At 73.5% G+C, this 25852-nt stretch carries 27 protein-coding genes; 18 read left to right on the top strand and 9 right to left on the bottom strand.

Features of this window, described 5'->3' with window-relative positions:
- The first annotated feature begins 58 nt into the window (after positions 1-58).
- Genes FVA95_RS09840 through FVA95_RS09850 form a run of 3 tightly spaced genes read left to right on the top strand, consistent with a single transcriptional unit; the run spans position 59 to position 3642 of the window.
- Positions 59-1300 (top strand): NAD(P)/FAD-dependent oxidoreductase, encoded by a 1242-nt coding sequence (locus tag FVA95_RS09840; protein WP_149663928.1) that lies wholly within the window; start codon positions 59-61, stop codon positions 1298-1300.
- 24 nt (positions 1301-1324) lie between these two features.
- Positions 1325-2476 (top strand): acetyl-CoA C-acetyltransferase, encoded by a 1152-nt coding sequence (locus FVA95_RS09845; RefSeq protein WP_149663929.1) that lies wholly within the window; start codon positions 1325-1327, stop codon positions 2474-2476.
- Positions 2476-3642, top strand: coding sequence for a thiolase family protein (locus FVA95_RS09850; RefSeq protein ID WP_149663930.1), 1167 nt, complete (start codon positions 2476-2478; stop codon positions 3640-3642). The genes FVA95_RS09845 and FVA95_RS09850 overlap by 1 nt, the downstream gene beginning before the upstream one ends.
- A 25-nt stretch (positions 3643-3667) precedes the next feature.
- Here FVA95_RS09850 and FVA95_RS09855 read toward each other — a convergent pair whose 3' ends face one another.
- Positions 3668-4366: an enoyl-CoA hydratase-related protein gene (locus FVA95_RS09855; RefSeq protein ID WP_193564329.1), complete on the bottom strand. Its 699-nt coding sequence runs from the start codon at positions 4364-4366 to the stop codon at positions 3668-3670.
- Positions 4367-4512: 146 nt separating this feature from the next.
- On the opposite strand from FVA95_RS09855, the gene FVA95_RS09860 reads away from it, so the two are divergent.
- Entirely contained in the window at positions 4513-5550 is a 1038-nt protein-coding gene (locus tag FVA95_RS09860; protein WP_149663931.1) for an MBL fold metallo-hydrolase, read from the top strand.
- Positions 5551-5650: 100 nt separating this feature from the next.
- Here the strand turns inward: FVA95_RS09860 and FVA95_RS09865 are convergent, their stop codons facing one another.
- A complete protein-coding gene (locus FVA95_RS09865; protein ID WP_149663932.1) occupies positions 5651-6970 on the bottom strand; it encodes an NAD(P)/FAD-dependent oxidoreductase in 1320 nt (439 codons plus the stop codon).
- A gap of 56 nt (positions 6971-7026) precedes the next feature.
- Positions 7027-7674, bottom strand: coding sequence for a TetR/AcrR family transcriptional regulator (locus FVA95_RS09870; RefSeq protein WP_149663933.1), 648 nt, complete (start codon positions 7672-7674; stop codon positions 7027-7029).
- Positions 7675-7728: 54 nt separating this feature from the next.
- On the opposite strand from FVA95_RS09870, the gene FVA95_RS09875 reads away from it, so the two are divergent.
- Positions 7729-8886 carry a CaiB/BaiF CoA-transferase family protein gene (locus FVA95_RS09875; protein ID WP_149663934.1) on the top strand — a complete coding sequence of 386 codons (1158 nt, stop codon included), beginning with the start codon at positions 7729-7731 and terminating at the stop codon, positions 8884-8886.
- Between the two features lie 83 nt (positions 8887-8969).
- Positions 8970-10661, top strand: coding sequence for a class I adenylate-forming enzyme family protein (locus tag FVA95_RS09880; RefSeq protein WP_149663935.1), 1692 nt, complete (start codon positions 8970-8972; stop codon positions 10659-10661).
- Between the two features lie 54 nt (positions 10662-10715).
- On the opposite strand, the gene FVA95_RS09885 is transcribed toward FVA95_RS09880, so the two are convergent.
- The 4 genes from FVA95_RS09885 to FVA95_RS09900 all read right to left on the bottom strand — a co-directional run bounded on the left by FVA95_RS09885 (position 10716) and on the right by FVA95_RS09900 (position 15101).
- Entirely contained in the window at positions 10716-12338 is a 1623-nt protein-coding gene (locus tag FVA95_RS09885; protein ID WP_149663936.1) for a class I adenylate-forming enzyme family protein, read from the bottom strand.
- A gap of 59 nt (positions 12339-12397) precedes the next feature.
- Positions 12398-13054 carry a TetR/AcrR family transcriptional regulator gene (locus tag FVA95_RS09890; protein ID WP_149663937.1) on the bottom strand — a complete coding sequence of 219 codons (657 nt, stop codon included), beginning with the start codon at positions 13052-13054 and terminating at the stop codon, positions 12398-12400.
- A gap of 4 nt (positions 13055-13058) precedes the next feature.
- Positions 13059-14225 (bottom strand): acyl-CoA dehydrogenase family protein, encoded by a 1167-nt coding sequence (locus FVA95_RS09895; protein WP_149663938.1) that lies wholly within the window; start codon positions 14223-14225, stop codon positions 13059-13061.
- A 78-nt stretch (positions 14226-14303) separates the two neighbouring features.
- Positions 14304-15101 carry an SDR family NAD(P)-dependent oxidoreductase gene (locus tag FVA95_RS09900; RefSeq protein WP_149663939.1) on the bottom strand — a complete coding sequence of 266 codons (798 nt, stop codon included), beginning with the start codon at positions 15099-15101 and terminating at the stop codon, positions 14304-14306.
- 151 nt (positions 15102-15252) lie between these two features.
- On the opposite strand from FVA95_RS09900, the gene FVA95_RS09905 reads away from it, so the two are divergent.
- The 11 genes from FVA95_RS09905 to FVA95_RS09955 all read left to right on the top strand — a co-directional run bounded on the left by FVA95_RS09905 (position 15253) and on the right by FVA95_RS09955 (position 23363).
- Complete coding sequence (locus FVA95_RS09905; protein ID WP_149663940.1) at positions 15253-16506, top strand: cytochrome P450; 1254 nt, start codon at positions 15253-15255, stop codon at positions 16504-16506.
- On the top strand, positions 16503-16712 hold the full coding sequence (locus tag FVA95_RS09910; RefSeq protein WP_337819577.1) for a ferredoxin: 210 nt from the start codon (positions 16503-16505) through the stop codon (positions 16710-16712). Before FVA95_RS09905 ends, FVA95_RS09910 begins: the two co-directional genes overlap by 4 nt.
- A gap of 3 nt (positions 16713-16715) precedes the next feature.
- Positions 16716-17117 (top strand): MaoC family dehydratase, encoded by a 402-nt coding sequence (locus tag FVA95_RS09915; protein WP_149663941.1) that lies wholly within the window; start codon positions 16716-16718, stop codon positions 17115-17117.
- Positions 17118-17199: 82 nt separating this feature from the next.
- Positions 17200-18486 (top strand): Rieske 2Fe-2S domain-containing protein, encoded by a 1287-nt coding sequence (locus FVA95_RS09920; RefSeq protein WP_149663942.1) that lies wholly within the window; start codon positions 17200-17202, stop codon positions 18484-18486.
- On the top strand, positions 18483-18983 hold the full coding sequence (locus tag FVA95_RS09925; protein WP_149663943.1) for an aromatic-ring-hydroxylating dioxygenase subunit beta: 501 nt from the start codon (positions 18483-18485) through the stop codon (positions 18981-18983). The genes FVA95_RS09920 and FVA95_RS09925 overlap by 4 nt, the downstream gene beginning before the upstream one ends.
- Complete coding sequence (locus FVA95_RS09930; protein ID WP_020622794.1) at positions 18983-19201, top strand: hypothetical protein; 219 nt, start codon at positions 18983-18985, stop codon at positions 19199-19201. The genes FVA95_RS09925 and FVA95_RS09930 overlap by 1 nt, the downstream gene beginning before the upstream one ends.
- Positions 19198-20001 carry an enoyl-CoA hydratase/isomerase family protein gene (locus FVA95_RS09935; protein ID WP_240051387.1) on the top strand — a complete coding sequence of 268 codons (804 nt, stop codon included), beginning with the start codon at positions 19198-19200 and terminating at the stop codon, positions 19999-20001. Before FVA95_RS09930 ends, FVA95_RS09935 begins: the two co-directional genes overlap by 4 nt.
- On the top strand, positions 19998-20798 hold the full coding sequence (locus FVA95_RS09940) for an enoyl-CoA hydratase/isomerase family protein (protein ID WP_149663944.1): 801 nt from the start codon (positions 19998-20000) through the stop codon (positions 20796-20798). The genes FVA95_RS09935 and FVA95_RS09940 overlap by 4 nt, the downstream gene beginning before the upstream one ends.
- A 39-nt stretch (positions 20799-20837) precedes the next feature.
- Positions 20838-21701: an SDR family NAD(P)-dependent oxidoreductase gene (locus FVA95_RS09945; protein ID WP_149663945.1), complete on the top strand. Its 864-nt coding sequence runs from the start codon at positions 20838-20840 to the stop codon at positions 21699-21701.
- Positions 21702-21708: 7 nt separating this feature from the next.
- The gene (locus FVA95_RS09950) at positions 21709-23139 is read left to right on the top strand and encodes an aldehyde dehydrogenase family protein (protein WP_149663946.1); all 1431 of its coding nucleotides are present in this window, start codon (positions 21709-21711) and stop codon (positions 23137-23139) included.
- 20 nt (positions 23140-23159) lie between these two features.
- Positions 23160-23363, top strand: a complete 204-nt coding sequence (locus tag FVA95_RS09955) for an alpha/beta fold hydrolase (RefSeq protein ID WP_149663947.1) — start codon at positions 23160-23162, stop codon at positions 23361-23363.
- 72 nt (positions 23364-23435) lie between these two features.
- Here the strand turns inward: FVA95_RS09955 and FVA95_RS09960 are convergent, their stop codons facing one another.
- Positions 23436-24227, bottom strand: a complete 792-nt coding sequence (locus FVA95_RS09960; RefSeq protein ID WP_149663948.1) for a coniferyl-alcohol dehydrogenase — start codon at positions 24225-24227, stop codon at positions 23436-23438.
- A gap of 100 nt (positions 24228-24327) precedes the next feature.
- Between FVA95_RS09960 and FVA95_RS09965 the strand changes: the two genes are divergently transcribed.
- Positions 24328-25302, top strand: coding sequence for a nitronate monooxygenase family protein (locus FVA95_RS09965; protein ID WP_149663949.1), 975 nt, complete (start codon positions 24328-24330; stop codon positions 25300-25302).
- A 56-nt stretch (positions 25303-25358) separates the two neighbouring features.
- Here FVA95_RS09965 and FVA95_RS09970 read toward each other — a convergent pair whose 3' ends face one another.
- Complete coding sequence (locus FVA95_RS09970; RefSeq protein ID WP_149663950.1) at positions 25359-25841, bottom strand: nuclear transport factor 2 family protein; 483 nt, start codon at positions 25839-25841, stop codon at positions 25359-25361.
- Positions 25842-25852: the final 11 nt, after the last annotated feature.

Raw genomic sequence — 25852 nt, forward strand, 5'->3', positions numbered from 1 at the left:
TCGAATCTGGCATAAGTTTATTCTCGATTCAAATCTGGTCGACGAAAGGGTGCCTGCGATGTCACCGAGTCCCGGTCCCCGCCTCGTGGTCGTCGGGGCGTCCCTGGCCGGTCTGCGGGCCGCCGAGGCCGCCCGCGACGCCGGGCACACCGGCCCGGTGACCCTCGTCGGCGCCGAGGCGCACCTGCCCTACGACCGGCCCCCGCTGTCGAAGGCGTTCCTGGACGGCCCCGAGGCGCCGGACGTGCGGTTCCGGACCGAGGAGCACCTGCGTGACGAGCTCGGCGTGGACCTCGTTCTCGGCGAGCCGGCGACCGGCCTGGACGCCGACGCCCGCGAGGTCGTCGTCGGCGACCGCCGGATCGGCTACGACGCACTCGTCGTCGCCACCGGGGCGCGCGCCCGCACGCTGCCCGGGGACCTGGCCGGGGTGCACACGCTGCGCACCCTCGACGACGCGCAGGCCGTGCGCGCCGCGCTGGACGCGGGCGCCCGCACCGTGGTCGTCGGGGCCGGGTTCATCGGGTCCGAGGTCGCGTCCGGTGCCCGCAGGCGCGGCCTGCCCGCCACCATCGTCGAGGCGCTGCCGGTCCCGCTGGTCCGCGCGGTCGGCGAGCAGATGGGCGCGGCGCTGTCACGGCTGCACGAGACCAACGGCACCGACCTGCGCTGCGGCGTCGGCGTCGACGGGCTGGAGGGCGACGGCCGGGTCACCGGTGTCCGGCTCGCCGACGGCACCGTGCTGCCCGCCGACCTCGTGGTCGCCGGGATCGGCGCCACCCCCGACACCGGCTGGCTGGAGGGCTCCGGGGTCGGCCTGGACAACGGGATCCTCGCCGACGAGACCCTGCGGACCGACCTGCCAGGGGTGTACGCCGCCGGCGACGTCGTGAACTGGGTCAACCCGCTGTTCTCCGAGCTGCCGACCGGCGGCCGGATGCGGATCGAGCACTGGACCAGCGCCGCGGAGCAGGGCGCCCGCGCCGCCCGCAACGCCCTCGACCCGGCCGCGGCCCGGCCCTACGAGACCGTGCCCTACTTCTGGTCGGACTGGTACGGCAGCCGCATCCAGTTCGTCGGGGTCCCGCGCGCCGACGAGATCCGGGTCGTCTCCGGATCCCCGGAGGACGGCCGGTTCGTGGCGCTCTACCGGACCGGCGACCGGCTGACCGGCGCGCTGACGCTCGAACGCCGCGCCGACGTCATGAAGTACCGCGTCCGCATCGGACGCCGCACGAGCTGGACGGACGCACTCGCGTTCGCCGAGGAACGCAACGCCGCGGCCGTCGCCGCGCGCTGAGACGCGACGCAGGAAGAGGAACTCATGGGCGAGGCCTACATCGTCGACGCCGTCCGGGCACCGGTCGGCCGCCGCAAGGGCGGACTGGCCGCCGTGCACCCCGCGGACCTCGGGGCGCACCCGATCCGGGCCCTGGTGGAGCGCACCGGGGTCGACCCGGCCGCGATCGACGACGTCGCCTACGGCTGCATCGACGCCATCGGCGCCCAGGCCGGGGACATCGCCCGCACCGCGGCGCTGGTCGCCGGGCTGCCGGAGTCGGTGCCGGGCACGACCGTGGACCGCCAGTGCGGCTCCAGCCAGCAGGCCGTGTCCTTCGCCGCGCAGGCGGTCATGGCGGGCACCCAGGACCTGGTGATCGCCGGCGGCGTGCAGATCATGTCGCAGTACCCGATCCTGTGCTCGTTCTCGGTCGGCGAGCCGTTCGGCGCGACCGACCCGTGGACCGGCAGCGTCGGCTGGGAGAAGCGCTACGGCACCCAGGAGATCAGCCAGTTCCGCAGCGCGGAGATGATCGCCGAGAAGTGGAACCTGTCCCGCGAGGACATGGAGGTCTTCGCGCTGGAGAGCCACCACCGCGCGCTGCGCGCCATCTCCGAGGGCCGCTTCGAGCGGGAGATCGTGCCGTTCGGCGAGGTCGGCACGGACGAGGGTCCGCGCGCGGACACCTCGCTGGAGAAGCTCGCCGGCCTCAAGACGCTCACCGAGGGCGGCCGGCTGACCGCCGGCGTGTCCAGCCAGGTCTCCGACGGCACCGCGGCGCTGCTCATCGCGTCGGAGTCGGCGGTGCGCGACCACGGGCTGACCCCGCGGGCGCGGATCCACCACGTGTCGGTGCGCGGTGCCGACCCGGTCTGGATGCTGACCGCGCCGATCCCGGCGACCGAGTACGCGCTGCAGAAGACCGGCCTGACCATCGGCGACATCGACACCGTCGAGATCAACGAGGCCTTCGCCTCGGTCGTGCAGGCGTGGCTGGCCGAGACCGGCGCCGACCCGGAGAAGGTCAACCCCAACGGGGGCGCCATCGCGCTCGGCCACCCGCTCGGCGCCACCGGCGCCCGGCTGATGACGACCATGCTGCACGAGCTGGAGCGCACCGGCGGCCGCTACGGCCTGCAGACCATGTGCGAGGGCGGCGGCCAGGCCAACGTCACGATCATCGAGCGGCTCTGATGCGCACCGCCGTCGTCGTCGAGGCGATCCGCACCCCTGTCGGGAAGGGCAAGCCCGGCGGTGGGCTGTCGGGTGTGCACCCGGCCGACCTGCTCGCCGGTCAGCTCGCCGCGCTCGTCGAGCGGGCCGGGATCGACCCGGCGCTGGTCGAGGACGTGATCGTCGGCTGCGCCCAGCAGGTGGGGGAGCAGGCCGGCAACATCGGGCGCAACGCGGTGCTCGGCGCCGGGCTCCCCGAGTCCGTGCCCAGCACGACGCTCAACCGGCAATGCGGGTCGAGCCAGCAGGCCGCGGCGTTCGCCGCCCAGGCCGTGCTGGCCGGCGTGCACGACGTGGTGATCGCCGCGGGCGTCGAGTCGATGAGCGCGGTGCCGATCGGCAGCGCCCGCGCCGGGATGGGGGAGCGGGCGTCCGCCCGGTACCCCGACGGCCTGGTCAACCAGGGCATCTCCGCCGAGCTGGTGGCGCAGCGCTGGAAGCTCGAGCGCGACGAGCTCGACGCCTACTCCGCCGAGTCGCACCGCCGTGCCGCGCGGACCTGGGCCGACGGCGGGTTCGACGCCGAGGTCGTCGCGGTGCCGGAGGCGCCCGGGGTGACCACCGACGAGACCGTCCGCGGCACCACCACCGCCGAGGGCCTGGCCGGGCTGCGGCCGTCGTTCCGCACCGACGAGATGTCGGCGCGGTTCCCCGAGATCGACTGGCGGATCACGCCGGGCAACTCCTCGCCGCTGACCGACGGCGCGTCCGCCGTGCTGGTCATGAGCGAGGAGCGGGCGACGGCGCTCGGGCTGCGTCCGCGGGCCCGGTTCCACGCGTTCTCCGTCGTCGGCGACGACCCGCTGATGATGCTGACCGGCCCCATCCCGGCCACCCACGCGGTGCTGGCCCGCGCCGGTCTGTCCCTCGACGAGATCGACGCCTACGAGGTCAACGAGGCGTTCGCCCCGGTCCCGCTGGCCTGGGCACGCGAGTTCGGCGCGGACCCGGCCCGGCTCAACCCGCGGGGCGGGGCGATCGCGCTCGGGCACGCGCTCGGCTCCTCGGGCACCCGGCTCCTGGTGACGATGCTGCACCACCTGGAGGCCACCGGCGGCCGCTACGGGCTGCAGACGATGTGCGAGGCCGGAGGGATGGCCAACGCCACCGTCATCGAACGGCTGTGAGCGGCGGCGGGCCGTGTCCGGGGGATCAGCACCCCAGGAACACGGCCTGCCGCTTCTGCGCGAACGCGGCCTTCCCCTCGGCGTAGTCGTGGGTGGTGGCGTGCCGCTGCTGCAGGGTCGCCTCCAGCTCCAGCTGGTCGGCCAGGCGCCGCTGGGCGGCTGCCCCGAGGGCCTGTTTGGTGCTGGCCAGCGCGACGGTCGGCGCCTGGGCGAGGCGCCGGGCGAGTGCCTCGGCCTCGGCGTGCAGGTGCTCGCCGGGGTGCACCGCGTTCACCAGTCCCCAGCGGTGTGCGGTCTCGGCGGGCAGCCGGTCGCCGAGCATGCAGAGCTCCGCGGGTCGGGCGAGCCCGACCCGCTCGGCCAGGAACGCCGTGGTCCCGCCGTCGGGCATCACCCCGATCCGGACGAAGGCGAGCAGCAGGTAGGCGTCCTCGGCGGCCAGCAGCAGGTCGCAGGACAGGGCGAGGGACACCCCGAGCCCGGCGCAGGCCCCCTGCACCGCCCCGACGAACGGCTTCGGTGCCGCCCGCACCGCCAGCACGATGGGGTTGTAGATCTCGCGCAGCCGGGTCGACAGGTCCGGATCGCCGTCGGGGGTCGTCTCGCGGGGGTTCTTCACGTCGGCACCGGCGCAGAACGCCCGGCCGGCCCCGGTGACGAGCACCGCGCGGACCGCGTCGTCGGCCGACGCACGACGCACCGCGTCGAGCAGCTCGGTGCCCATGGCGGGGTCCAGGCGTTCAGGGCGTCCGGGCGGTGCAGCTCGATCCGTGCCAGTCCGTCGCCGGTCTCGTACCGCAGGTCCTCGTAGCGCGGGGTCACGTCCGCGAAACTACCTTGAATCAGGATTAGAAAGAAGGAGGGGTCGATGTGACCGTGGAGCTCGCCGACCAGGTGCAGGACTGGACCGAACCGGGGGCGCACCCCGTGCTGCCGGGGGTGCACCGGATCCCGCTGCCGTTGCCGCTGGACGGGCTGCGGGCGGTCAACGTCTACGTGCTCGACGGGCCGGACGGCCCGACCCTGGTCGACTCCGGCTGGGTCGACGCCGACGGCGACGCGCTGGAGGTCGGCCTGCGCGCCCTGGGATACACCCTGGCCGACGTCGCCCAGGTCGTCGTCACCCACGCCCACCACGACCACTACACCCAGGCCCTCGCGCTGCGCTCCGCCCACGGCACCCGGGTCGTGCTCGGCCGCGGGGAGGAGCCCTCGGTGGCGGCGCAGAGCGACCGCGCGGCCCACCCCGCGCCGCAGCCGGCCATGGTGGCCGCGGCGGGTGCGGCCGACCTGGCCCGGGACCTGGCCCGGCACGTCGCCGAGGTCGACCGCGTCGACCTGGCGCCGTGGAGCATGCCCGACGCCTGGCTCGACGACGGCGACCTGGTCACCGCAGGCGAGGGCGAGCTGGAGGTGCGGGCGACCCCCGGGCACACCCGCGGGCACGTCGTGCTGCGCGACACCGCGCGCGGCGCGCTGTTCTCCGGGGACCACGTGCTGCCGCACATCACGCCGTCGATCGGCTACGAACGTGCCCCCGAGCCGATGCCGTTGCGCAGCTACCTGGACTCGCTGCGGCTGGTCCGCGACCTGCCCGACTCCCTGCTGCTGCCGGCCCACGGGCCGGTCACCCGCAGCGTGCACACCCGTGTCGACGAGCTGCTGGCCCACCACGAACAGCGGCTGGTCGCCGCCGCGGCGCGGGTCCGGGCCGGGGACACGACGGCCTGGGCGGTCGCGTCCGCCCTGCCGTGGACCCGGCGGGAGCGGCACCTGTCGCAGCTGGAGACCGAGCACGCCGCGCTCGCGGTGCTGGAGATCGCTGCCCACCTCGACGTGCTGGTCGACGCGGGCGTGCTCGTCGCACACGACGGCGAGGACGGCGTGCGCCGCTACGCCCCGTCCTGAACGCCCCGTCCCGAATGCACTGTCCTGAACGCTCTGCGCGCCGCCACCCGGGGAGCGGGTGGCGGCGCGTGGGTGCGGGAGTGGCCGGGAGCGGCGGGGGTCAGACCGCCGCGGTCAGCGGGTACTCCGCGAGGATCTTCTCGGTGACGAGCTTGGCGGTCTCGGCGCAGGCGGTGGTGCCGCCGTTGGCGTACTCCTTGACCCCGTCGCCGACGTTCCACAGGTTCGCGATCGGGGTGTCGTGGCCCAGGTCGTAGCCCGCGACCGCGCGCTGCGGGGGCCACCCGTCGCGCATGACCGCGACCGACAGGGTGCGGGCCCGGTCGAAGCCGGGGATCTGCTCGCGCAGGTCCGTGCGCAGCAGCTCGACCTCGGCGTCGGCGTCGAAGTCGCCGACCGAGGGCTTGGGCACCGAGGCCGCGACGTAGAGGTTCCAGCCCTCCGGCGCCATCTCCGGGCAGGTGTCGGTGAAGTTGGCGACGTAGCAGAGCCGCTCGGACGTGGAGAACAGCAGCATGCCGGGCACGTCGACCAGGCGCTCGCGGCTGGCGAAGTTGAGCGCGATCATCGAGCACGGCCGGTCCTTGACCGCGACCTGCTCGCGGTAGTCCGCGGGGAGGTTCTCCGCGCCGACCAGGCCCACGGTCGCGGCGGGCCCGGTGTCGCTCACGGCCACCCGGCAGGTGACCTCGACGCGCTCGCCGTCGCGCACGACGGTGGCACCGGTGACCCGGCCGTCGGCGAGGTGCAGCCGCTCGACCTCCGACGACAGCCACACCTGGCCGCCGTTGCCGATCACCGAGTTCGCCAGCGACTGCCAGACCCCGATCGTGCCGGCCGGGCAGAACCCGAACTTCTTGAACGCCGACTTGCGGGTGAAGTAGGTGAGGAACACCCGAGCGGGCAGCTCCTCGGACCCGACGGCGAACACCGAGGCGCACATGTTGCGGAACACGCCCTGCACGGCCGCGTTCTTCGAGTACTTGCCGACCCACTCCGCGGTGGACAGCTCGCTGCCGGGCAGCGCGTCGTCGTTGGTGCGGGCGGCGCCGATGCCCGAGAGCAGCTTCGCGCCCTGCCGGGTGAGCTGGGACAGCAGCATGCCCCAGCCGCCGCGGGTGACGTCGAGGTTCTTGCCGCCCACCCGGTAGAGCACCGGGACCTTCGGGGTGCGGATGTCGAACTCCGCGCCGACCTCGGCGAAGGTCTCCTCGGTGATGCCACCGACCTCGATGACGATCGCGCCGTCGTTGACGAGGAACCCGTCGATCTCGGTGGTGGACGCCCGCCCACCCACCTTGTCGAGCCGCTCCACGACGAGGGTGCGGTAGCCGGCATGGGCCAGCCGGGCGGCGGCGAACAGGCCACCGGCGCCGGCGCCCACCACGAGCGCGTCGAACGCGGTGTCGGACGTCTGCACGGGTCATCTCCTTCGATCGACTCTTTAATCGAGAGTAAATTAATCCGAAGCACGGGTCAACGGTCCGGTGAGAGCCCCTCGCGCACGATGGTCTGCGCGGTCGCCACGGTCCCGGCGAGGTCGCCGCGCTCCGGGCGCCACCACTCCGGGGCCCAGTTCAGCGCCCCCATCACCAGCATCCGGGCCGCCTGCGCGTCCAGGTCGGGATCCACCTCGCCGGCTTCGCGTGCGGAGTCCACCAGGCCCCGCCACAGCGTGCCGTAGCGGCGCTGGTCGCGGAGCTGGACGTCGCGGATGCCCGGCGGGAGCTGGGCGGCGTGCCGGATCGCGGCCGAGGCGTACTCCGAGTCCCGCAGCACGATCTCCAGGTGTGCGCGCACGGCGGTGGTGATGCGGTCCATCGGCGAGCTGTCCGGCGGCAGTGCGTCGAGCTCGCCGTGCACGTGCGCCATCACCCGGCGCAGCCCGACCTGCACCACCTCGGCGATGAGCTCGTCCCGCGAGGCGAAGTGGTAGTAGATCGCCGGGGCCTGCAGGCCGGCGATGGTGGCGATGTCGAGCAGCCGGGTCCCGGCGTAGCCGTTGCGGTTGAGCACCACCGCCGCCGCGTCCAGGAGCCGCTCCCGGGTGGGCGCCGGGCGCGGGGCGGGGAGCTCCGCGGCGCCGCCCTCCGTGGCTGGGTCCCGCTCCGGTGCGTCGGTCACGGGCGTCAGGCTACTGTTTAATCGTAGTAAGAAAAAATATCGGGAGGGTGCGGCATGGGTGGGACGCAGCGGGGGCCGCTGGCCGGGCGGACGGTCGTGGAGCTGGCCGGGATCGGGCCGGGGCCGTTCGCCGGCATGGCACTGGCCGACCTCGGGGCCGATGTGATCCGGGTCGACCGGCCGTCGGCCGGGCCACTGCCGACCGCGCCGCCGCCCGCCGACGTGCTGGGGCGCGGCAAGCGTTCGGTGGTGCTCGACCTCAAGCGGCCCGACGCGGTCGAGGCGGTGCTCGCCCTCGCCGCCGGTGCGGACGTGCTGATCGAGGGCAACCGGCCCGGGGTCGCCGAACGTCTGGGGGTTGGACCGGAGGCGGTGTGGGAGCGCAACCCGCGGCTGGTCTACGGGCGGATGACCGGCTGGGGGCAGGACGGGCCGCTGGCGCACACCGCCGGGCACGACGTCGGCTACATCGCCCTGACCGGGGCGCTGGGCGCCATCGGCCCGGCCGACGGTCCCCCGCAGATCCCGCTCAACCTGCTCGGCGACTTCGGCGGCGGGTCGACCTACCTCGTGATCGGTGTGCTCGCGGCGCTGCTGGAGGCCGAACGCACCGGGTGCGGCCAGGTCGTCGACGCGGCGATCGTCGACGGCACCTCGCACCTGCTCGCCGTGATCCACACCCTGCTCGGCTCCGGCCGCTGGGAGGACCGGCGCGGGGTCAACCTGCTCGACGGCGGCACGCCGTTCTACGCCGTCTACGCCACCTCCGACGGCGGTCACATGGCGGTCGGTGCGCTCGAACCGCAGTTCTACGCCGAGCTGCTGCGTCTGCTGGAGATCCCGTGCGAGGTCGTGGACCCGCGGGACCAGCACGACCGCAGCCGCTGGCCGGCCCTGCGTGCCACGCTCGCCGGACGGTTCGCCACCCGGACCCGCGCGGAGTGGACGGCGGTGTTCGACGGCACCGACGCCTGCGTCGCGCCGGTCCTGGGCCTGCGCGAGGCAGCGGCCCCCCCGCACCTCGCGGCCCGGGGGAGCGTGGTCGAGGTCGACGGGGTGCTGCAGCCCGGACCCGCGCCGCGCCTGTCCGGGCATCCCGTCGCCGCGCCCGGCCCGGCGCCGGTGCGGGGCGGTCACACCCGCGAGGTGCTCGCCGCCGCCGGGCTGGACGTCGACGCCCTGCTCGCCTCGGGGGCGGCCCGGCAGGCCTGATCCGGTGCGCCGGACGGTCGATTGTCCGCTGCGCCCGACGTCTCTAATCTACGACAGATTAAACTTTGACGTGGAGGTCGACGATGCCCGCCCCGATCACGGACCGCCGAGCGGCCCTGGAGGCCCGCCACCCGGTCTGGCGCCCCCGGACCCTCGACGGTTTCCTGGACGACTGCGCCGCCGAGTTCGGCGACCGCCCGCTGGTCGTCACCGACGACCGCACCCTGACCTACGCCGAGGCCGTCGCCTGGTCCGACCGGCTCGCGGGCGGCCTGGCCGCGCTCGGCGTGCGGCCCGGGGACCGGGTCGGCCTGCTCATGGCCAACCACCTGGAGTTCGTGCCGCTGAAGTTCGCGGTCGCGCGGGCCGGGGCGGTGGCGATCCCGTTCAACTTCCTCTACCGGCGCGACGAGCTGGCCTACGTGCTGCGTCAGTCGCGGTGCACGGTGCTCGTCACCATGACCGGCTACGGCGACCTGGACCACTTGGCCCTGCTCGACGACGTCGCGCCCGGCTGGGAGCAGGGTCCCACCGCGGAGCTGCCGGACCTGCGCGCGGTCGTCCAGCTGCCCACGGTGCACCCGGCGCGCCCCGGGGTCACGACCGCCGAGGAGCTGGGCGCGCTCGGATCCCCGGTCGCGGCCGGCACGGCCGGCACCACCCCCGGGGACCTGGGCGACATCCTCTACACCTCGGGCACCACCGGCGCACCCAAGGGCGTCATGGTCACCCACGACGGTGTGCTGCGGACGGGGTGCGGCTCCGCGTTGACCCGCGCGTTCGAGGACGGGCGGCGGATCCTGTTCTCGCTGCCCTGCTACCACATGTTCGGCTACGTGGAGGGCCTGGTCGCGGCCATGTTCGTCGGTGGGGCGATCGTGCCGCGCCTGGCGTTCTCCGCGGCCGACTACGTCGAGGGCATCGAGCGGCACCGGGCCACCGAGATCCTCTGCGTGCCCACGATGACCGTCGCCCTGCTCGAGTCCCCCGCCCGGGCCGGGCGCGACCTGTCCTCGGTGTTCGCATTGCTCTCCGGCGCCGCGCCGGCGCCGGTGTGGCTGTGGGAGAAGGTGCGGGCCGAGCTGGGCATCGCCGAGGTCACCACCGGCTACGGGATGACCGAGTGCGGCGGCGCGATGACGATGACGCTGCCCGAGGACCCGCTGGAGCGGCACGCGACGACGGTCGGCCGGGTCAAGCGGGCCGGCGTCGCCGGGCTGCCCGACCGCGACGGCGACCTCTGCGCGTACACGACCTGCGACCCGCTCACCGGCGAGGAGCTGCCCGCCGGGGCGGAGGGTGAGCTCGTCTCGTCCGGACCCACCCACATGCTCGGGTTCTGGGACAAGCCGGAGGAGACCGCGGCCGCGCTGCGTGGCGGCCGGGTGTTCTCCGGTGACCTGGGCCGGGTCCGCGACGACGGCTACCTGGAGATCACCGGCCGCAGCAAGGAGCTCTACAAGAGCGGCGGCGAGCTGGTGATGCCGAAGGAGATCGAGGAGCTGCTGACCCGTGAGCCGGGGATCAGCCAGGCGTTCGCCGTCGGCGTCCCGGACGACCGCTGGGGCGAGGTCGGCTGCGTCTGGATCGTCCCGGAGCCGGGCGCGACCGTCGACCCGGACGCTGTGCTCGCCCTGTGCCGGGAGAAGCTCGCGCGGTTCAAGGTGCCCCGGCACGTCCTGGTGACCACCGCCGGGGAGCTGCCGACCACGCCCACCGGCAAGATCCAGAAGTTCCGGCTCGCCCGGCGCGCCGCCGAGGTGCTGGGCGGATGAGTGCCGGGTCGCGGGCGCACCGCCCGGGACCCGGCCGCTCGTCCGGTGCGGGGCTCAGCCGCCCAGCTCGTCGCGGAGCACGAACTTCTGCACCTTGCCCGACGGGGTCATCGGCAGCTCGTCGACCAGGAACCAGCGCACCGGCACCTTGTACGGGGTGAGCCGGGCGAGGCAGTGTGCGGCCAGCTCGTCGGTGAACCCGGCCGGCTGCGGCTCGTGGGTCACCACGGCCGCGGCGACGATCTCGCCCCAGCTCGGGTCGGGGAGTCCGACGACCGCCGACGCCGCGACCGCCGGGTGCTCGGCGAGCGCGATCTCGATCTCGGCGGGGGCGATGTTCTCCCCACCGCGGATGATGAGCTCCGTGAGCCGGCCGGTCAGCGTGATCATCCCGCGCTCGTCCATCGACCCGAGGTCGCCGGTGTGCACCCAGCCCTCGTCGTCGACGGTCGCGGCCGTGGCCTCCGGGGCGTCGTAGTAGCAGAGCATCTGGTTGTAGCCGCGGGCGCAGACCTCGCCGACGACGCCGAGGCCGACCACCTCGCCGGTCGCCGGGTCGACGATCCGGGCCCCGGTGTGCGGCAGCGGGCGGCCGACGGAGCGGACGAGGTCGTCCTCGCCGTCCGACCGCCGGGTCAGGCTCAGCACGGGGGAGAGCTCGGTCTGGCCGTACAGGTTGTGCACGAACGCCCCGAACGTCTCCCGGACCCCGGTGATCAGCGTCCCGGGCGCGGTCGCGGCACCGACCAGGACGGTGTCCAGCGGCGGCGCGGCCTCGCCACGGCCGCGGGCCTCCTGCAGCACCGCCCCGAGCACCGTCGGCACGCTCATCAGGATCGAGGCGCCCTCCGCGCGGATCGCGTCGAGCACCGCCGCGGGGGTGAACTTCTCGATCAGCACCATCGTGCCGCCGAGCACCGCCGGGCCGAGGGTGGAGATCACGCAGCCCGCGGTGTGGAAGGTCGGCAGCGGGGCGACCGCGACGGCCCCCTCGCGGGCCTGCGCGGTGTGCATGGTCAGCCGCGCGTTGTTCAGCAGCGAGCGGTGCGCCAGCAGCACCCCCTTGGGGCGGCCGGTCGTGCCGGAGGTGAACTGCATCATGGCCGGGGCGTCCGGGCTGCTGCGGTCCGCGGCGTCGGGGGACCCGCCGTCGAGCGGGGCCCCGTGCAGCCGGTCGGTGTCGGACAGGCTGACGACGTGGGCGAGTCCCGGCACCCGGGGGGCGACCTCGGCGACGACGCCGGTCAGGTCGTGGCTGCGCACCCGGTCGGCGTGCAGCAGCACGGTGGAACGGGACAGGGTGAGGGCGTACTCGAGCTCCCCGGGGCGCAGGGCCGGGTTGAGCGCCACCAGCACGACGCCGGCGAGGCCCGCCGCGTACTGCACGATCGTCCACTCGGCGATGTTCGGCGCCCAGATCGCGACGTTGCCGCTGGGGCCGGCGAGCTCGTGCAGGGTGCCGGCGACGCGGCTCGCCTCGTCGAGCAGCTCGGCGTAGGTCCACCGGCCCGGTGTCCCGTCGTGCCGGGTCGCGACCAGGGCGACGGTGTCCGGGCGGGCGGCGGCCTGCTCGCGCAGCAGTCCGCCGACGGTGCTCTCGAGCAACCCGGGGCCGGGGCCCTCCAACCATTCGGCGCGCCGGAGCGCGGTGGGCTGCGGGCTGACGGACGTGCTCATACGGCCTCCGACGATGCAGGTCACGGGATGAACCGAATCTAGATAAGAAATGGCGGACGTCAACCGCCGGCCGGAGCCGTCAGGCCCCGCCGGACGATGGTCTGCGCCGTACGGACCAGCGACCGCAGGGAGCCACGCCCGGGGCTCCACCACTCGCACGCCCAGTTGAGCGCGCCCAGCACGAGCATCCGTGCCGCGCGGGGGTCGAGCTCGGGCCGCAGCTCACCCGAGACCCGGGCGGCCTCGACGAGCTCGCGCCAGAAGTCCACGTAGCGCTGCTGCTCGGTGAGCTGGCGGTCCCGCACCTGCGGGGGCAGCTGCGCTGTGGTGCGCACCGCCGCGACGGTGTAGTCGGAGATCCGCAGCACGGCCTGCAGGTGGGCCTCGACGGCGCAGCAGATCCGGTCCATCGCGCTCGCCGTGGGGGGCAGCTCCTGCACCCGGGCCCGCACGTGTTCCAGGTTGCGCACCATCCCCGCGACGACGACCTGCTCGACCAGGTCCTCGCGGGAGTCGACGTAGTAGTAGATCGCCGGAGGCCGGACCCCGGCCAGCCGCGCGACGTCGGACAACCGGGTCCCCGCGTACCCGCGGGTCGCCAGCAGTGACGCCGTCGCGTCCAGGATCCGGCGCCGGGTCCGCGCCGCCTTCTCCCCCGAACCTCGCGCGCCCTCGGCGCGGGACCCGGGGGAGCGGGCGCTCTCGGCACGGGTCATCGGGTCAGTAGGACGCCGGCAGGCCCAGGCTGCGCTGGGCGACGAAGTTGAGCACCATCTCCCGGCTGACCGGTGCGGTCTTGAGCATCCGGGCCACGAACCACAGGTCGGCCAGGCCGTACTCCAGGGACATGCCGTTCCCGCCGTGGGCCTGCATCGCCTGGTCCAGGGTGCGCAGCGAGGAGTCGGCGGCGGCGAACTTGGCGATGTTCGACGCCTCGGCCGCGTCGACGCCGGCGTCGTAGAGCTCGGCGGCGCGGTAGGCCATCAGCCGCGAGAGCTGGGTCCCGATGTAGGCCTCGGCCAGCGGGTGCGCGACGCCCTGGTGCGACCCGATCGGCACGCCCCACACCTGCCGGTCGCGGGCGTAGCCGCACGCCTTCTCCAGGGCGTAGCGGGCGATGCCGTTGGAGATGCAGGCCGCGGTGATCCGCTCCGGGTTGAGCCCGGCGAACACCTGGCGCAGGCCGTTGCCCTCCTCGCCGATCAGCGCCTCGGGGCCCACCCGGACGTCGTCGAAGAACACGGTGAACTGGTGCTCGGGCTGCTGCAGTGCGGCCGGGATCGTCTGCCAGGTCAGCCCCTCGGTGTCGGTCGGCACCACGAACAGCGACAGCGGGTGGCGGCCGTTCGGTCCCGCCTCGGGCGCGCGGGTCACCACGAGGACCGCGTCGGCCTCGTCGATGCCCGAGGTCCAGTACTTCTGGCCGCGGAGCCGCCAGCCGTCGCCGTCGGGGTGGGCGGTGGTGGTGATCTCGTGGCTGTTGGACCCGGCGTCGGGCTCGGTGATGGCGAAGGCCATCTTCAGCGAGCCGTCGGCGATGCCGGGCAGCCAGCGCGACTTGAGCTCGTGCGAGCCGTGCGTGTCGATGATGGTGCCGCAGATCGCGGGGGAGATGACCATCATCAGCAGCGGGACGCCCTGGGTCGAGGACTCCTCGACGACGACGGCCAGGTCGGCCATGGTGCCGCCGCCCCCGCCGTAGGCCTCGGACAGGTGCAAGCCCAGGAAACCGGCCGCGCCGAGCTCCTTCCAGAGCTCGGTCGGCTCCTCGTGGGCCGCGGCCTTGCGCATGAAGTAGTCGTGGCCGTAGCGGCCGACCAGGGTCGCGACCGCGTCGCGCAGCGCCGCACGCTCCTCGGTGTCGGCGACGATCAGCGAGCTGGGCATCGTGTCTCCTCGTGACCCGGGATATTTTCTAATCGAGAATAGGTAAAGCGGGTCGGCGTCGTCAACGTGGGCCCCGCGTCACGGCATCGACGACCCGCCGCCGACGGCGACCACCTGCCCGGTGACCTGGAACGCGGCCGTCTCCGAGGCCAGCCAGGCGACCGCGTTCCCGACGTCGGTCGGTGTCGTGCGCCGGCGCAGCGCCTGGGTCGCCACGATGGCGTCGACGGCCTTGGGGGCGAACAGCGAGTCCGCGCCGCCCGCCCACACCGAGCTCGGGCCGACCTGCTCGTCCTCCGGTGGCAGGACCAGGCCCGGTGCGACGACGTTGCTGCGGATCCCGAACCGGCCGTTCTCCCTGGCCACGGTGCGGGCGAGCGAGATCAGCGCCGCCTTGGTGCCGCCGTAGATGCCCTGGCGGACCGCCCCGTAGGCGGCGTCGCTGGACAGGAACACGACCGCACCCCGCCCGGCCTCGCGCATCGGTCCCAGGACGGCCTGGGTGCAGTCGATCGCGGCGAACAGGTTCACCTCGACGGTGCGTCGCCACAGGTCGCGGTCGGTCTGCTCGGCGAACCAGCCGGGCCTGCTCCAGCCGGCGTTGTTGACCAGCACGTCCACCCCGCCCCAGGCGTCCAGGGCGGCGGTGGTCACCGCGGCGCCAGCGCCCTCGGCGGTCAGGTCGGTGGCCAGGGCGAACGCGTCCGGCGCGCCGAGCCCGGGCAGCTCCTCGGCGACGCACCCGGCCTGCTCGCCGTCGATGTCGACGACCAGCACCCTGGCTCCCTCGCGGGCCAGGACCTGGGCGATGCCGCGCCCGATGTTGGCCCCGGCCCCGGTGACGACCACCCGTGCGTCGCGCAGTCCCAGATCCATCGCCGCCCCTCCTCGTTCCACCCGGTCTTTCGACGCGGGATTAAACACTCGACCGCCTCCGACGTCGCCGTCTTGACACCGGGTCGGCGCTCGTGATGTCCTTCCCGCTAGATTAATCGATGTTAGAATCGAGACCGTCCCTGGGGGAGCAATGGTGCAGACCCGACCCGACCACGACGCGGTGTCGGTGGGATCGCTGGAGTTCTGGTCGCTCACGCCGGAGGGCCGCGAGGAACGCCTGCGTGTGCTCCGCGACGAGCGGCCGGTCAGCTGGCAGCGTCCGGCCGAGGGCTCGATGCTGCCCCAGGAGGACGACGCCGGGTTCTGGGCGATCACCCGGCACGCCGACATCGCGGCCGTCAGCAAGGACCCGGAGACCTTCTGCTCCGGTCAGGGCGTGATGATCGAGGACGTGCCGTCGGACATCCTCGAGGCGGCCAGCTCGTTCCTCGCGACCGACGCCCCCCGGCACACCCAGCTGCGCCGCCTGGTGAGCGCGGCGTTCACCCCGCGCCGGGTGAAGCAGATCGAGGCACAGATCGCCGACCAGGCCCGCCGCATCGTCGACGACCTGATCGCCACCGGGGACTGCGACTTCGTGGACCAGGTCTCGCGACGGCTGCCGATGTGGACGATCTACGAGATGTGCGGCCTGCCCGTCGAGCGCCGGGAGGACGCCGCGCACGCCGCCGACGGCATGGTGTCGTGGGCCGACGCCGACGTGCGCGCCGGGCTGGAGCCCGCGGACCTGCTCAACCAGTCGCTGGTCACCCTCATCACGATCGGCCTGGAGCTGGCCGACGACCGCCGGGAGAACCCCCGCGACGACCTCATGACCTCGCTGGTGCAGGCCGAGGTCGACGGCGAGCGGCTGTCGGAGGAGGAGATCGCGGCGTTCTTCGTCCTGCTGTCGGTCGCCGGCAACGACACCACCCGCAACACCATCAGCCGCACCATGGAGGCGCTCACCCGCTTCCCGGACCAGCGCAAGATCCTGCAGGCCGACCCCGACGGCACGCTGAACACCGCCGTCGACGAGTTCGTCCGGTGGGCCAGCCCGGTGATGACCTTCCGCCGGGTCGCCACCCGCGACGTCGAGCTGCACGGGCAACGGATCCGGGCCGGCGACTGGGTCGTGATGTTCTACGCCTCGGGCAACCGCGACGAGCGGGTCTTCACCGAGCCCTACACCTTCGACGTCACCCGTTCCCCGAACCCACACGTCGGCTTCGGCGGCGGCGGGCCGCACTTCTGCATGGGCAACATGCTCGCCCGCACCCAGCTGCGCTCGCTGTTCGGGGAGCTGCTGCGCCGGGTGCCCGACCTGCGTACCGGTGAGCCCGTCCAGCTCGTCGGCAACTTCGTGGACGGCGTCAAGTCGATGCCGTGCACGCTCAACCCGTGAAGGAGGTACCACTCGTGCGCGTGGTGGTCGACTACGACAAGTGCACCGGGCTGGGGCTCTGCGAGTCCCTGGCCCCCGACTTCTTCGAGGTCGCCGACGACGGTTCGCTGAACCTGCTCCAGGAGCAGGCCGACGACTCGCAGCGGGGTGAGCTGGAGGAGGCCTGCCGGGCCTGCCCCACCGAGGCCCTGCGGATCGAGGGCTGAGCCGTGACGAAGGTCTTCGCGGGCATCGACGCCCTGGCCGCCGCCGAGGGCGAGTCGTTCGGCCCGACCGACTGGGTCGAGATCGACCAGCGTCAGGTCGACCTGTTCGCCGAGGCGACCGGCGACCACCAGTGGATCCACACCGACCCCGAGCGGGCGGCGTCCGGCCCGTTCGGTCGGACGATCGCGCACGGGTTCCTCACCCTGTCGCTGCTGCCCCGGCTGCTGAACGAGCTCTACCGCGTCGACGACGTGCGGATGGGGATCAACTACGGCCTGAACAAGGTCCGGTTCCCCTCGCCGGTCCCGGTGGGCTCCAAGGTCCGCCTCGCCGCCGAGATCGCCTCGGTGCGCCGCGGAGAGGGCTTCGTGGAGGTCACCACCCGCTCGACGATCGAGGTCTAGAGCTCGCCGAAGCCCGCCTGCGTGATCGAGAGCGTCGGCCGGCTCTACCCCTGATCCGCCAGACACGAGAGGAACGACCGTGATGCCGAGCGCCCCCACCGGTGCCGCGCGCGCCCCGCGCCCACCGGCGGCGCCGTACGACGAGCTGATCCGGCCCCGGCAGGTGCACGGGTCGCTCTACAACTCGCCGGAGATCTTCGCCGACGAGCTGGAGCGCATCTGGTACCGCACCTGGGTCTACGTCGGCCACGTCAGCGAGATCGCCGAGCCGAACGACTACGTCCGCAAGTCCATCGGACCGCAGGACGTCATCATGACCCGCACCGCCGACGGCGAGGTGCACCTGCTGCTCAACCGGTGCGCGCACCGCGGCAACCTGGTCTGCGAGGCGCGGTCGGGCAACTCCAGCTCGTTCCGCTGCCCGTACCACGGCTGGACCTACCGCAACGACGGCCGGATGCTCGGCTACCCGTTCCCGCAGGGGTACGGCGGCCGCGGGAAGCTGGACCTCGGCCTCGGCCGGGTCCCCCGGGTCGGGGTCTACCGGGGGTTCGTCTTCGGCAGCCTCGCCCCCGACGGCCCCACCCTCGACGAGCACCTCGGCGAGGCCAGGGGCGAGATCGACCGGCTCGTCCGGCTGTCCCCGGACGGGGAGGTCGAGCTGTCCGCCGGATTCCTGCAGCACCGCGCGAAGGCGAACTGGAAGCTCCTCGCGGAGAACGAGACCGACGGCTACCACCCGCAGTTCGTGCACGCCTCGATCTTCAGCGTCGCGGAGAGCGGGATCGGGGCGCTCTACGGCGAGAAGTCGACCGCGGTGACCCGCGACCTCGGTGGCGGGCACAGCGAGAACGACCTGCGCCCGGAGTTCCGCCGGCTCGGCGTCCCGCTGGGCTGGTTCGGCACGACCGAGGAGAAGGTCCCGCGCTACGCGGCCCGGATGCGGGAGACCTACGGGTCCGACGCCCACGACATCCTGGTCGAGGGCGGACCCCACGTCATGATCTTCCCGAACCTGTTCATCGCCGAGATCCAGCTGTTCACCATCCAGCCGCTGGCCGCGGACCTCACCGTGCAGCACGTCACCGCGGTGCAGCTCAAGGGCGCGCCGGAGATGAACAAGCGGATGCTGCAGCAGTGCATCGGGTCGGTCGGGCCGGCCGGGATGCTGCTCGCCGACGACACCGAGATGTACGAGCGCAACCAGGCAGGCGTCGCCGAGCTGCGCCCGGAGTGGCTCGACATCCGGCGCGGCGCGGAGCGCGAGTACACCGACGAGCGTGGCCTCACCGTCGGCGGGGCCACCGACGAGACCGGTATGCGCGGGTTCTGGACGCACTACCGGCGGTTGATGACGGAGGGGCGATGACCACCACCGAGCCGGCCACCGGGCTCGACCTGCGCACCGTCGAGCAGTTCCTGTACCGGGAGGCGCGCTACGCCGACGAGCACCGCTACTCCGACTGGGAGGCGCTCTGGACCCCGGACGCCCTCTACTGGGTGCCCGCGAACGACGACGACGCCGACCGCATGACCCAGATGTCGATCATCCACGACAACCGCAACCGGATCGCCACCCGGATCCGCCAGTACCGCACCGGGCGCCGGCACTCCCAGGTGCCTGCGTCGCGGCTGCGCCGGGTCGTGTCCAACGTGGAGATCCTCGGTACCGTGCCCGAGACCGGGGACACCGAGGTCGGCGCCAACTTCGTGCTCGTCGAGTCCCGCGAGCGCGGCACCCAGCTGTGGGCCGGGCGCTACACCTACCGGCTGCGTGTGGTCGACGGGGAGCTCGCGATGTCCTACAAGAAGGTCGCGCTGGTGGACAACGCCCGCGCGATCGCGACGCTGGCGTTCCTGGTCTGATGGAGATCCGTCCCGATATCGTCGGCAACGAGTTCGCCGAGGTCGCCGTCCGCATCGACGACGAGGCGAACAGCCGGCGGCTGCGCATCGAGGACCTGCGCACCGGCCGGGTCCGCTACCTCGACGCGCTGGAGCTGGAGACGCTGGTGTGGCTGCCCGAAGGACACCTGCACAAGCTCCTCGACCCGTCGGCCGACCGGTGGCGGGAGGACGCGTGAGCACCGATCCCGGCACCGGCCCGGACACCGCACCGGTCCTGTCCCGGATCGAGGAGCGCGCCGACGGGCGCGTCGCCCACCTGACGCTGAACCGGCCGCAGGCGCGCAACGCGATCACCGTCGCGCTGGCCGGCGCCCTGCACGCGGCGCTGGTGGCGGCCGCGGCCGAGGCCGACGTCGTCGTGGTGCGCGGGGCGGGCGGGCACTTCTGCGCGGGCGGGGACTTCCACGAGGTCTCCCGGCTGCGCGAGGACGGCCCGGAGGCGCTGCGACCGCTGTTCGAGACCTTCGTCGGTGCGTGCCAGCTGATCGCGGACCTGCCGGTCCCGGTCGTCGCCGCCGTGGAGGGCTACGCGATGGCCGGCGGCTTCGAGCTGGTCCAGTCCGTCGACATCGCGCTCGTCCGCGAGGACGCGGTGCTCGCCGACAACCACGCCAACTTCGGCATGATCCCCGGCGGTGGCGGGTCGCAGCGGCTGCCCCGCATCGTGGGGACCCCACGCGCGCTCGGGCACATCCTGCTCGGCGACCGGCTCTCGGGCCGTGACGCCGTCGACTGGGGGATCGCCTACGCCTGCGCCCCGGCCGACGGGTTCGAGGCCCTCGTCGAGAACACCGTCGTCAATCTGCTCGGCAAGGACCCCGGCGCGCTGGCCCGGATCAAGCAGCTCGTGCGCGGCGGGCTGGACGGCCCGCTGGGCGACGGCCTGTCCGCCGAGACCGCCGCCACCCTCGCCCACCTGGACGGGGAACGGGCCGGTGCGGGCATCGGCCGCTTCACCGGAAGGACACGCACGTGACCGTCACCGACCAGCTGGTCCTGTTCGACCTCGACGAGGACGGCGTCGGCCGGCTGCGACTCAACCGCCCCGAGGCCGCCAACGGCATGAACGTGCCGTTCCTGCGCGCGCTCTACGACGCCGTCATGACCGCCACCGGGCAGGCAGGCCTGCGGGTGCTCCTGCTGACCGGCGAGGGCCCGCACTTCTGCGCCGGCGGTGACGTGAAGACCTTCGCCGCCGAGGGCGAGGCGCTCCCGGACTACCTGCGCGAGGCCACCGCCTGGCTGCAGAACGTCGCGCAGGCCCTGCTGGCGCTGCCCGTCCCGGTCGTCACGGCGGTGCACGGGTTCGCCGCGGGCGGCGGGGGACTGGGCCTGGTGTGCGCCTCCGACATCGTGCTCGCCGGAGAATCGGCGAAGTTCATGTCGGGCGCCGCACGGGTCGCCATGGCACCCGACGCGGGCTCGTCGGTGACGCTGCCCCAGCTCGTGGGGCTGCGCAAGGCGATGGAGATCCTGCTGCTCAACCCCACGCTGACCGCCGCCGAGGCCGTCGAGATCGGGCTGATCACCCGGGTCGTCGCCGACGACGCGCTGCACGACGAGGCGCTCGCCGTCGCCCGCACCCTGGCCGCCGGCGCGCCGCGTGCGCTCGGTGCCGTCAAGCGGCTGGTCTGGTCCGGGCTCGGCGCCCGGGTCGAGGCCCAGCTGCCGGAGGAGGCCCGCACGGTCTCCGAGCTGTCCGGCACCGCGGACGCCCGCGAGGGGCTCGCCGCCGTGCTCGAACGGCGCCGGCCCCGGTTCACCGGCCGCTGACGCGGCCGTCCACCCCCACTACGAAGGAGTTCGGCAGGCATGGCAGGAGTCGAGGGACGCGTCGTCGCGATCACCGGGGCGGGCAACGGCCTGGGCCGCGAGTACGCGCTGGTGCTGGCGCGGGCGGGTGCGAAGGTCGTCGTCAACGACCTCGGTGGGTCGCCGGACGGCAGCGGCAGCGGATCGAGCGCCGCGGACGCCGTCGTCGCCGAGATCCGGGCCGAGGGTGGCGAGGCCACGGCGAACCACGACAGCGTGGCCACGTCCGAGGGCGGCGCCGCGGTCGTCACGACCGCGCTGGAGGCCTACGGCCGCATCGACGGCGTCGTGGCGAACGCCGGCATCCTGCGGGACAGGTCGTTCCACTCGATGACCGACGACGACTGGGACGCCGTGCAGCGCGTGCACCTCTACGGCGCCTACCACGTGATCCACGCGGCCTGGCCGCACCTGCGCGAGCAGGGCCACGGCCGGATCGTCGTCGCCACCTCGACCTCGGGGATCTACGGCAACTTCGGGCAGGCTAACTACGGCGCCGCCAAGGGCGGGCTCATCGGGCTCATCAACACCCTGGCCATCGAGGGCCGCAAGCGCGGCATCACCGCGAACGCGATCGCGCCGATGGCGGCGACCCGGATGACCTCCGACATCGCGCCGCCGGAGGTGCTCGCGAAGCTCGACCCGGCGCACGTCGCCCCGGTCGTCGGCTACCTGCTGACCGACGAGTGCACCGAGACCGGCAGCGTCCTGGTCGTCGGTGGCGGCGAGGTGCACCGCGTCGCGCAGTTCCGCAGCAAGGGCGTGACCTTCGCGGAGGTCCCGACCATCGACCAGGTCGGTGACCGGTTCGCCGAGATCGTCGACCTCGACGGTGCCGTCGTCGGCACGAACCCGGTCGGGTGAGGCGGCCGTGACCGTCACCGACAGCACGTCCCCCGAGGCCACGAACGCCACGGACGCCACGGATGCCACGGACGCCACGGACGCCGCGGCCACCGTCGCCCGCCTGCGCCGGACCTTCGAGTCCGGCCGGACCCGGCCGCTCGCCTGGCGGCGCCGCCAGCTGCACGGCATCGAGCGGATGGTCGCCGAGCGCGAGCCGGACATCGCCGCCGCGCTCGCGCAGGACCTGGGCCGCCCCGCGCCCTACGCCTGGCTCGGCGACATCGCCTCCACCGCGGCCGAGGCCGCCTACGCCCGCAAGCACCTCAAGCGCTGGATGCGCCGGCGACGCACCTCGCTGCCGCTGTCCATGCTGCCCGGCCGCGGCTTCTACCAGTACGAGCCGCTGGGCACGGTGCTGGTCATCGGGCCGTGGAACTACCCGGTCTACCTGACGCTCGGTCCGCTGGTGGCCGCGGTCGCGGCCGGCAACACCGCGGTGGTCAAGCCGTCCGAGCACGCCCCGGCCACCTCCGCGCTGATGGCCCGGCTGATCCCGGAGTACCTGGACCCGGACGCGGTCGCCGTGCTGGAGGGCGACGCCGCGGTCACCCAGGCGCTGCTCGCGCAGGGCCTGGACCTGGCGTTCTTCACCGGCGGCCCGGGGATCGGCAAGAAGGTGATGGCCGCCGCGGCCGAGCACCTGACGCCGGTGGTGCTGGAGCTGGGCGGCAAGAGCCCGGTGATCGTGACCGCCGACGCCGACATCGACGTCGCGGCCCGCCGGATCGCCTGGGTGAAGCTGCTGAACTCCGGGCAGACCTGCATCGCACCGGACTACGTGCTGGTCGAGGAGTCGGTGCGGGACCGCCTGGTCGCGGGGATCGTCGCGACCGTGCGGGAGTTCCGCGCCGGGGAACCCGCCACCCAGCCGATCGTCGACGACCGGCAGTTCGCCCGGATCGCGGGCCTGCTCGACGACCACGGCGGGACCGTCGCGCTCGGCGGTGGCACCGACGCGGCCTCGCACGCGATCGAGCCGACCGTGCTGGTCGACCCGTCGCCGGACTCGGCGGTGATGGCCGACGAGATCTTCGGCCCGATCCTGCCGGTGCTCACCGTGAGCTCCGTCGACGAGGCGCTGCGCTTCGTCAACGACCGCCCCAAGCCGCTGGGCCTGTACCTGTTCACCGGGTCCAAGGCGGTCAAGGAGCGGGTGCTCGCCGGGACGAGCTCGGGCGGCGTGGTGGTCAACCACCTGGCCATGCACTGCCTCGTCCCGCAGCTGCCCTTCGGCGGTGTGGGCAACAGCGGGATGGGCGCCTACCACGGCGAGTGGGGCTTCCACGCGTTCAGCCACCGCAAGGCGGTGCTGGACAAGCCGGCCAAGCCGGACCCGTCGCTGATGTACCCGCCCTACACCGACCGGAAGATGGCCCTGCTCCGGAGGTTCTTCTGACCCGGATCCCCGCCGAGCCCGTGCACGTCGGCGGGTCCGGCACGCCGATGGTCCTGCTGCACGGCGCGACGTCGTCGTGGCGGGCCCGGCGGCCGGTCCTGCCGGCGTTGGAGCGCCACCACCACGTCGCCGCGCCCACGCTGGCGGGGCGCGACGGCGGACCGGTGGCGCCCGATGGTCGAGGCCGTCCCCGCCGAGCACTGACGGCCCCTGACGGCCCCTGACGACCTCGGACGACCTCGGACGACGCCGGCCGGTGGGCGCCGCCAGCACGGCGCCCACCGGCCGGTCCGGTCTCAGATCTCGGGGGCCGGGACCAGCCCGGCGGCGACGGCGCCGGTGATGCCGCCGTCGGCGGTGATCGTCGAGCCGTTGAGCCAGCGCGAGCCGCGCGAGGCCAGGAACACCACGGCGGGCGCGATGTCGTCGACGGTCGCGTGCCGCCCCAGGAAGGCCTTGACCCCGTCCAGGGTGTCCTTGCCCATGCTCTCCTCGAAGTCGGCGAGGATCGGGGTCTCCACCGGGCCCGGGAGCACGGCGTTGATCCGCAGCTCGTTCATCTCCCGCACCGCGCCGCCCATGGCCAGGCAGTAGACGGTCGCGGCCTCCTTGGAGAAGTTGTAGGCGTTGCCCTGCTGCGGGTGCTCCGCGAACCAGGCCGCGCCCTCGTCCATCGACTCGGTGGCGAGCACCTCGCGCAGGGTCTCCAGGCGGGCCGGCCAGCCGAACCCGGCCGTCGAGGAGACCACGACGATCGAGCCGCCGGGGTTCATCCGCTCGAACACGGCCTCGGTCAGGTGCCGCATGCCGAGGAAGTTGACCCGGAAGACCAGGTCGGCGGGCGCGGTGCCGGGGATGCCCGCGACGTTGGCGAGGACGTCGAAGGTGCCCTCGATCTGCGCCAGCGCCGAGTCGATGCTCGCGGCGTCGGCGAGGTCGACCTCGACGTGCTGCGCCACCTCCGCGGAGGGCTTGTTGCGGTCGAGGCTGACGACGGAGGCGCCGCCCTCGACCAGTTGGCGCGTGACAGCGTCACCGATGCCCGACGCGGTGCCCGTGACCAGGCAGCGCAGTCCCTGAACGTCCATGTGATCCCTCCGGTGTCGCCTGTGACGCCTTATGTTTCTAACCTAGATTAACTGCCTATGGGGGGCAACGGCCCCGGGTGGTGGTTCGAAGGAGACGTCGATGCGGACACGGTTCACCGAACTCGTCGGGGTGCGTCACCCCGTCGTGCAGGGAGGCATGCAGTGGGTGGGCCGGGCGCCGCTCGTCGCCGCCGTCGCCGAGGCGGGTGGGCTCGGGTTCCTGACCGCGCTGACCCAACCGACCCCGGAGGACCTGCGTGCGGAGATCCGGCACTGCCGGGAGCTGACCGACGCCCCGTTCGGCGTCAACCTGACGATCCTGCCGACGATCGACGCCCCGCCCTACGCCGAGTACCGGCAGGTGATCATCGAGGAGGGCGTCCCGGTCGTGGAGACCGCCGGGGCGAACCCGGTGGACCACCTCGGGCCGCTGCACGACGCGGGGATCGTCGTCGTCCACAAGTGCACCTCGGTCCGGCACGCGGTGAAGGCGCAGGACCTGGGGGTGGACGCGCTGTCCATCGACGGCTTCGAGTGTGCCGGCCACCCCGGCGAGGACGACGTCCCCGGGCTGGTCCTGCTGCCCGCCGCGGCCGACGTCCTGGAGATCCCGTTCATCGCCTCGGGCGGCATCGCCGACGCCCGCGGTCTGGTCGCGGCGCTGGCACTCGGCGCGGACGGGGTCAACATGGGCACCCGCTTCCTGTGCACGCAGGAGTCGGGGGTGCACGACGCGGTGAAGGCCCGCATCGTCGAGGCCGGCGAGCGCGACACCACCCTCATCTTCCGCGAGCTGCGCAACACCGCCCGGGTCGCGGCCAACGCGGTCTCCCGGGAGGTGGTGGAGAAGCTCGCCGCCGGTGCCCGGTTCGAGGACATCCGCCACCTCGTCGCGGGCAGCCGCGGGGCGACGGTCTACGAGACCGGTGACCTCGACGCCGGCATCTGGTCGGTCGGGATGGTGCAGGGGATCATCCGCGACGTCCCGACCTGCGCGGAGCTGATCGAGCGCATCGTCACCGAGGCCGAGCAGCTCATCGCGGGTCGGCTGGCGGGGCTCGGCGCGGCCGGCTGAGGTCCGGCCGGGGCCCCTCGCCGCCGGGCGACCGGGCCCCGGCCCGACCGCGGGCCTCAGCCGGTCGGCGAGGTGATGCGGGCGCCGACCTGGTGCAGCACCGTTGCGAGGTCCCAGTAGTCGTCGTGACCGGTGAGCAGGCCGTCGTCGTCGTAGGTGCAGACGGCGACGCCCGGCACCGAGAACCGGGCACCGGTCACGTCGACGACCTCACCGGTGCGCAGCTCCAGCGGGCCGCGGACGGTGCCCGACCACACCCAGCGCGAGGTGAGCCCACCGCCGGTCGCCCACGTCTCGCCGAACTCGATGTGCGAGTCGGGGGCGAAGGAGAGCATGAACCGGTGGAAGCGGCCGACCTCCCCGCGGCCGCGGTAGGTGCCGTCGAGCGCGATGTCGCGGTACACCCCGTCCGGGGCGAAGAACTCCAGCAGCGCGTCGGGGTCGTCGCTCCAGGCGATCCCGTAGGCCAGGGCGAACCCGGGGTCGGTGGGGTGCGGTGTCGTGCGGGACGGGGTGGGGGAGGTCGGCGGGGACGTCATCTCGGCTCCGG

Source organism: Pseudonocardia sp. EV170527-09 (assembly GCF_008369905.1).
In the GTDB taxonomy this organism is placed as follows: domain Bacteria; phylum Actinomycetota; class Actinomycetes; order Mycobacteriales; family Pseudonocardiaceae; genus Pseudonocardia.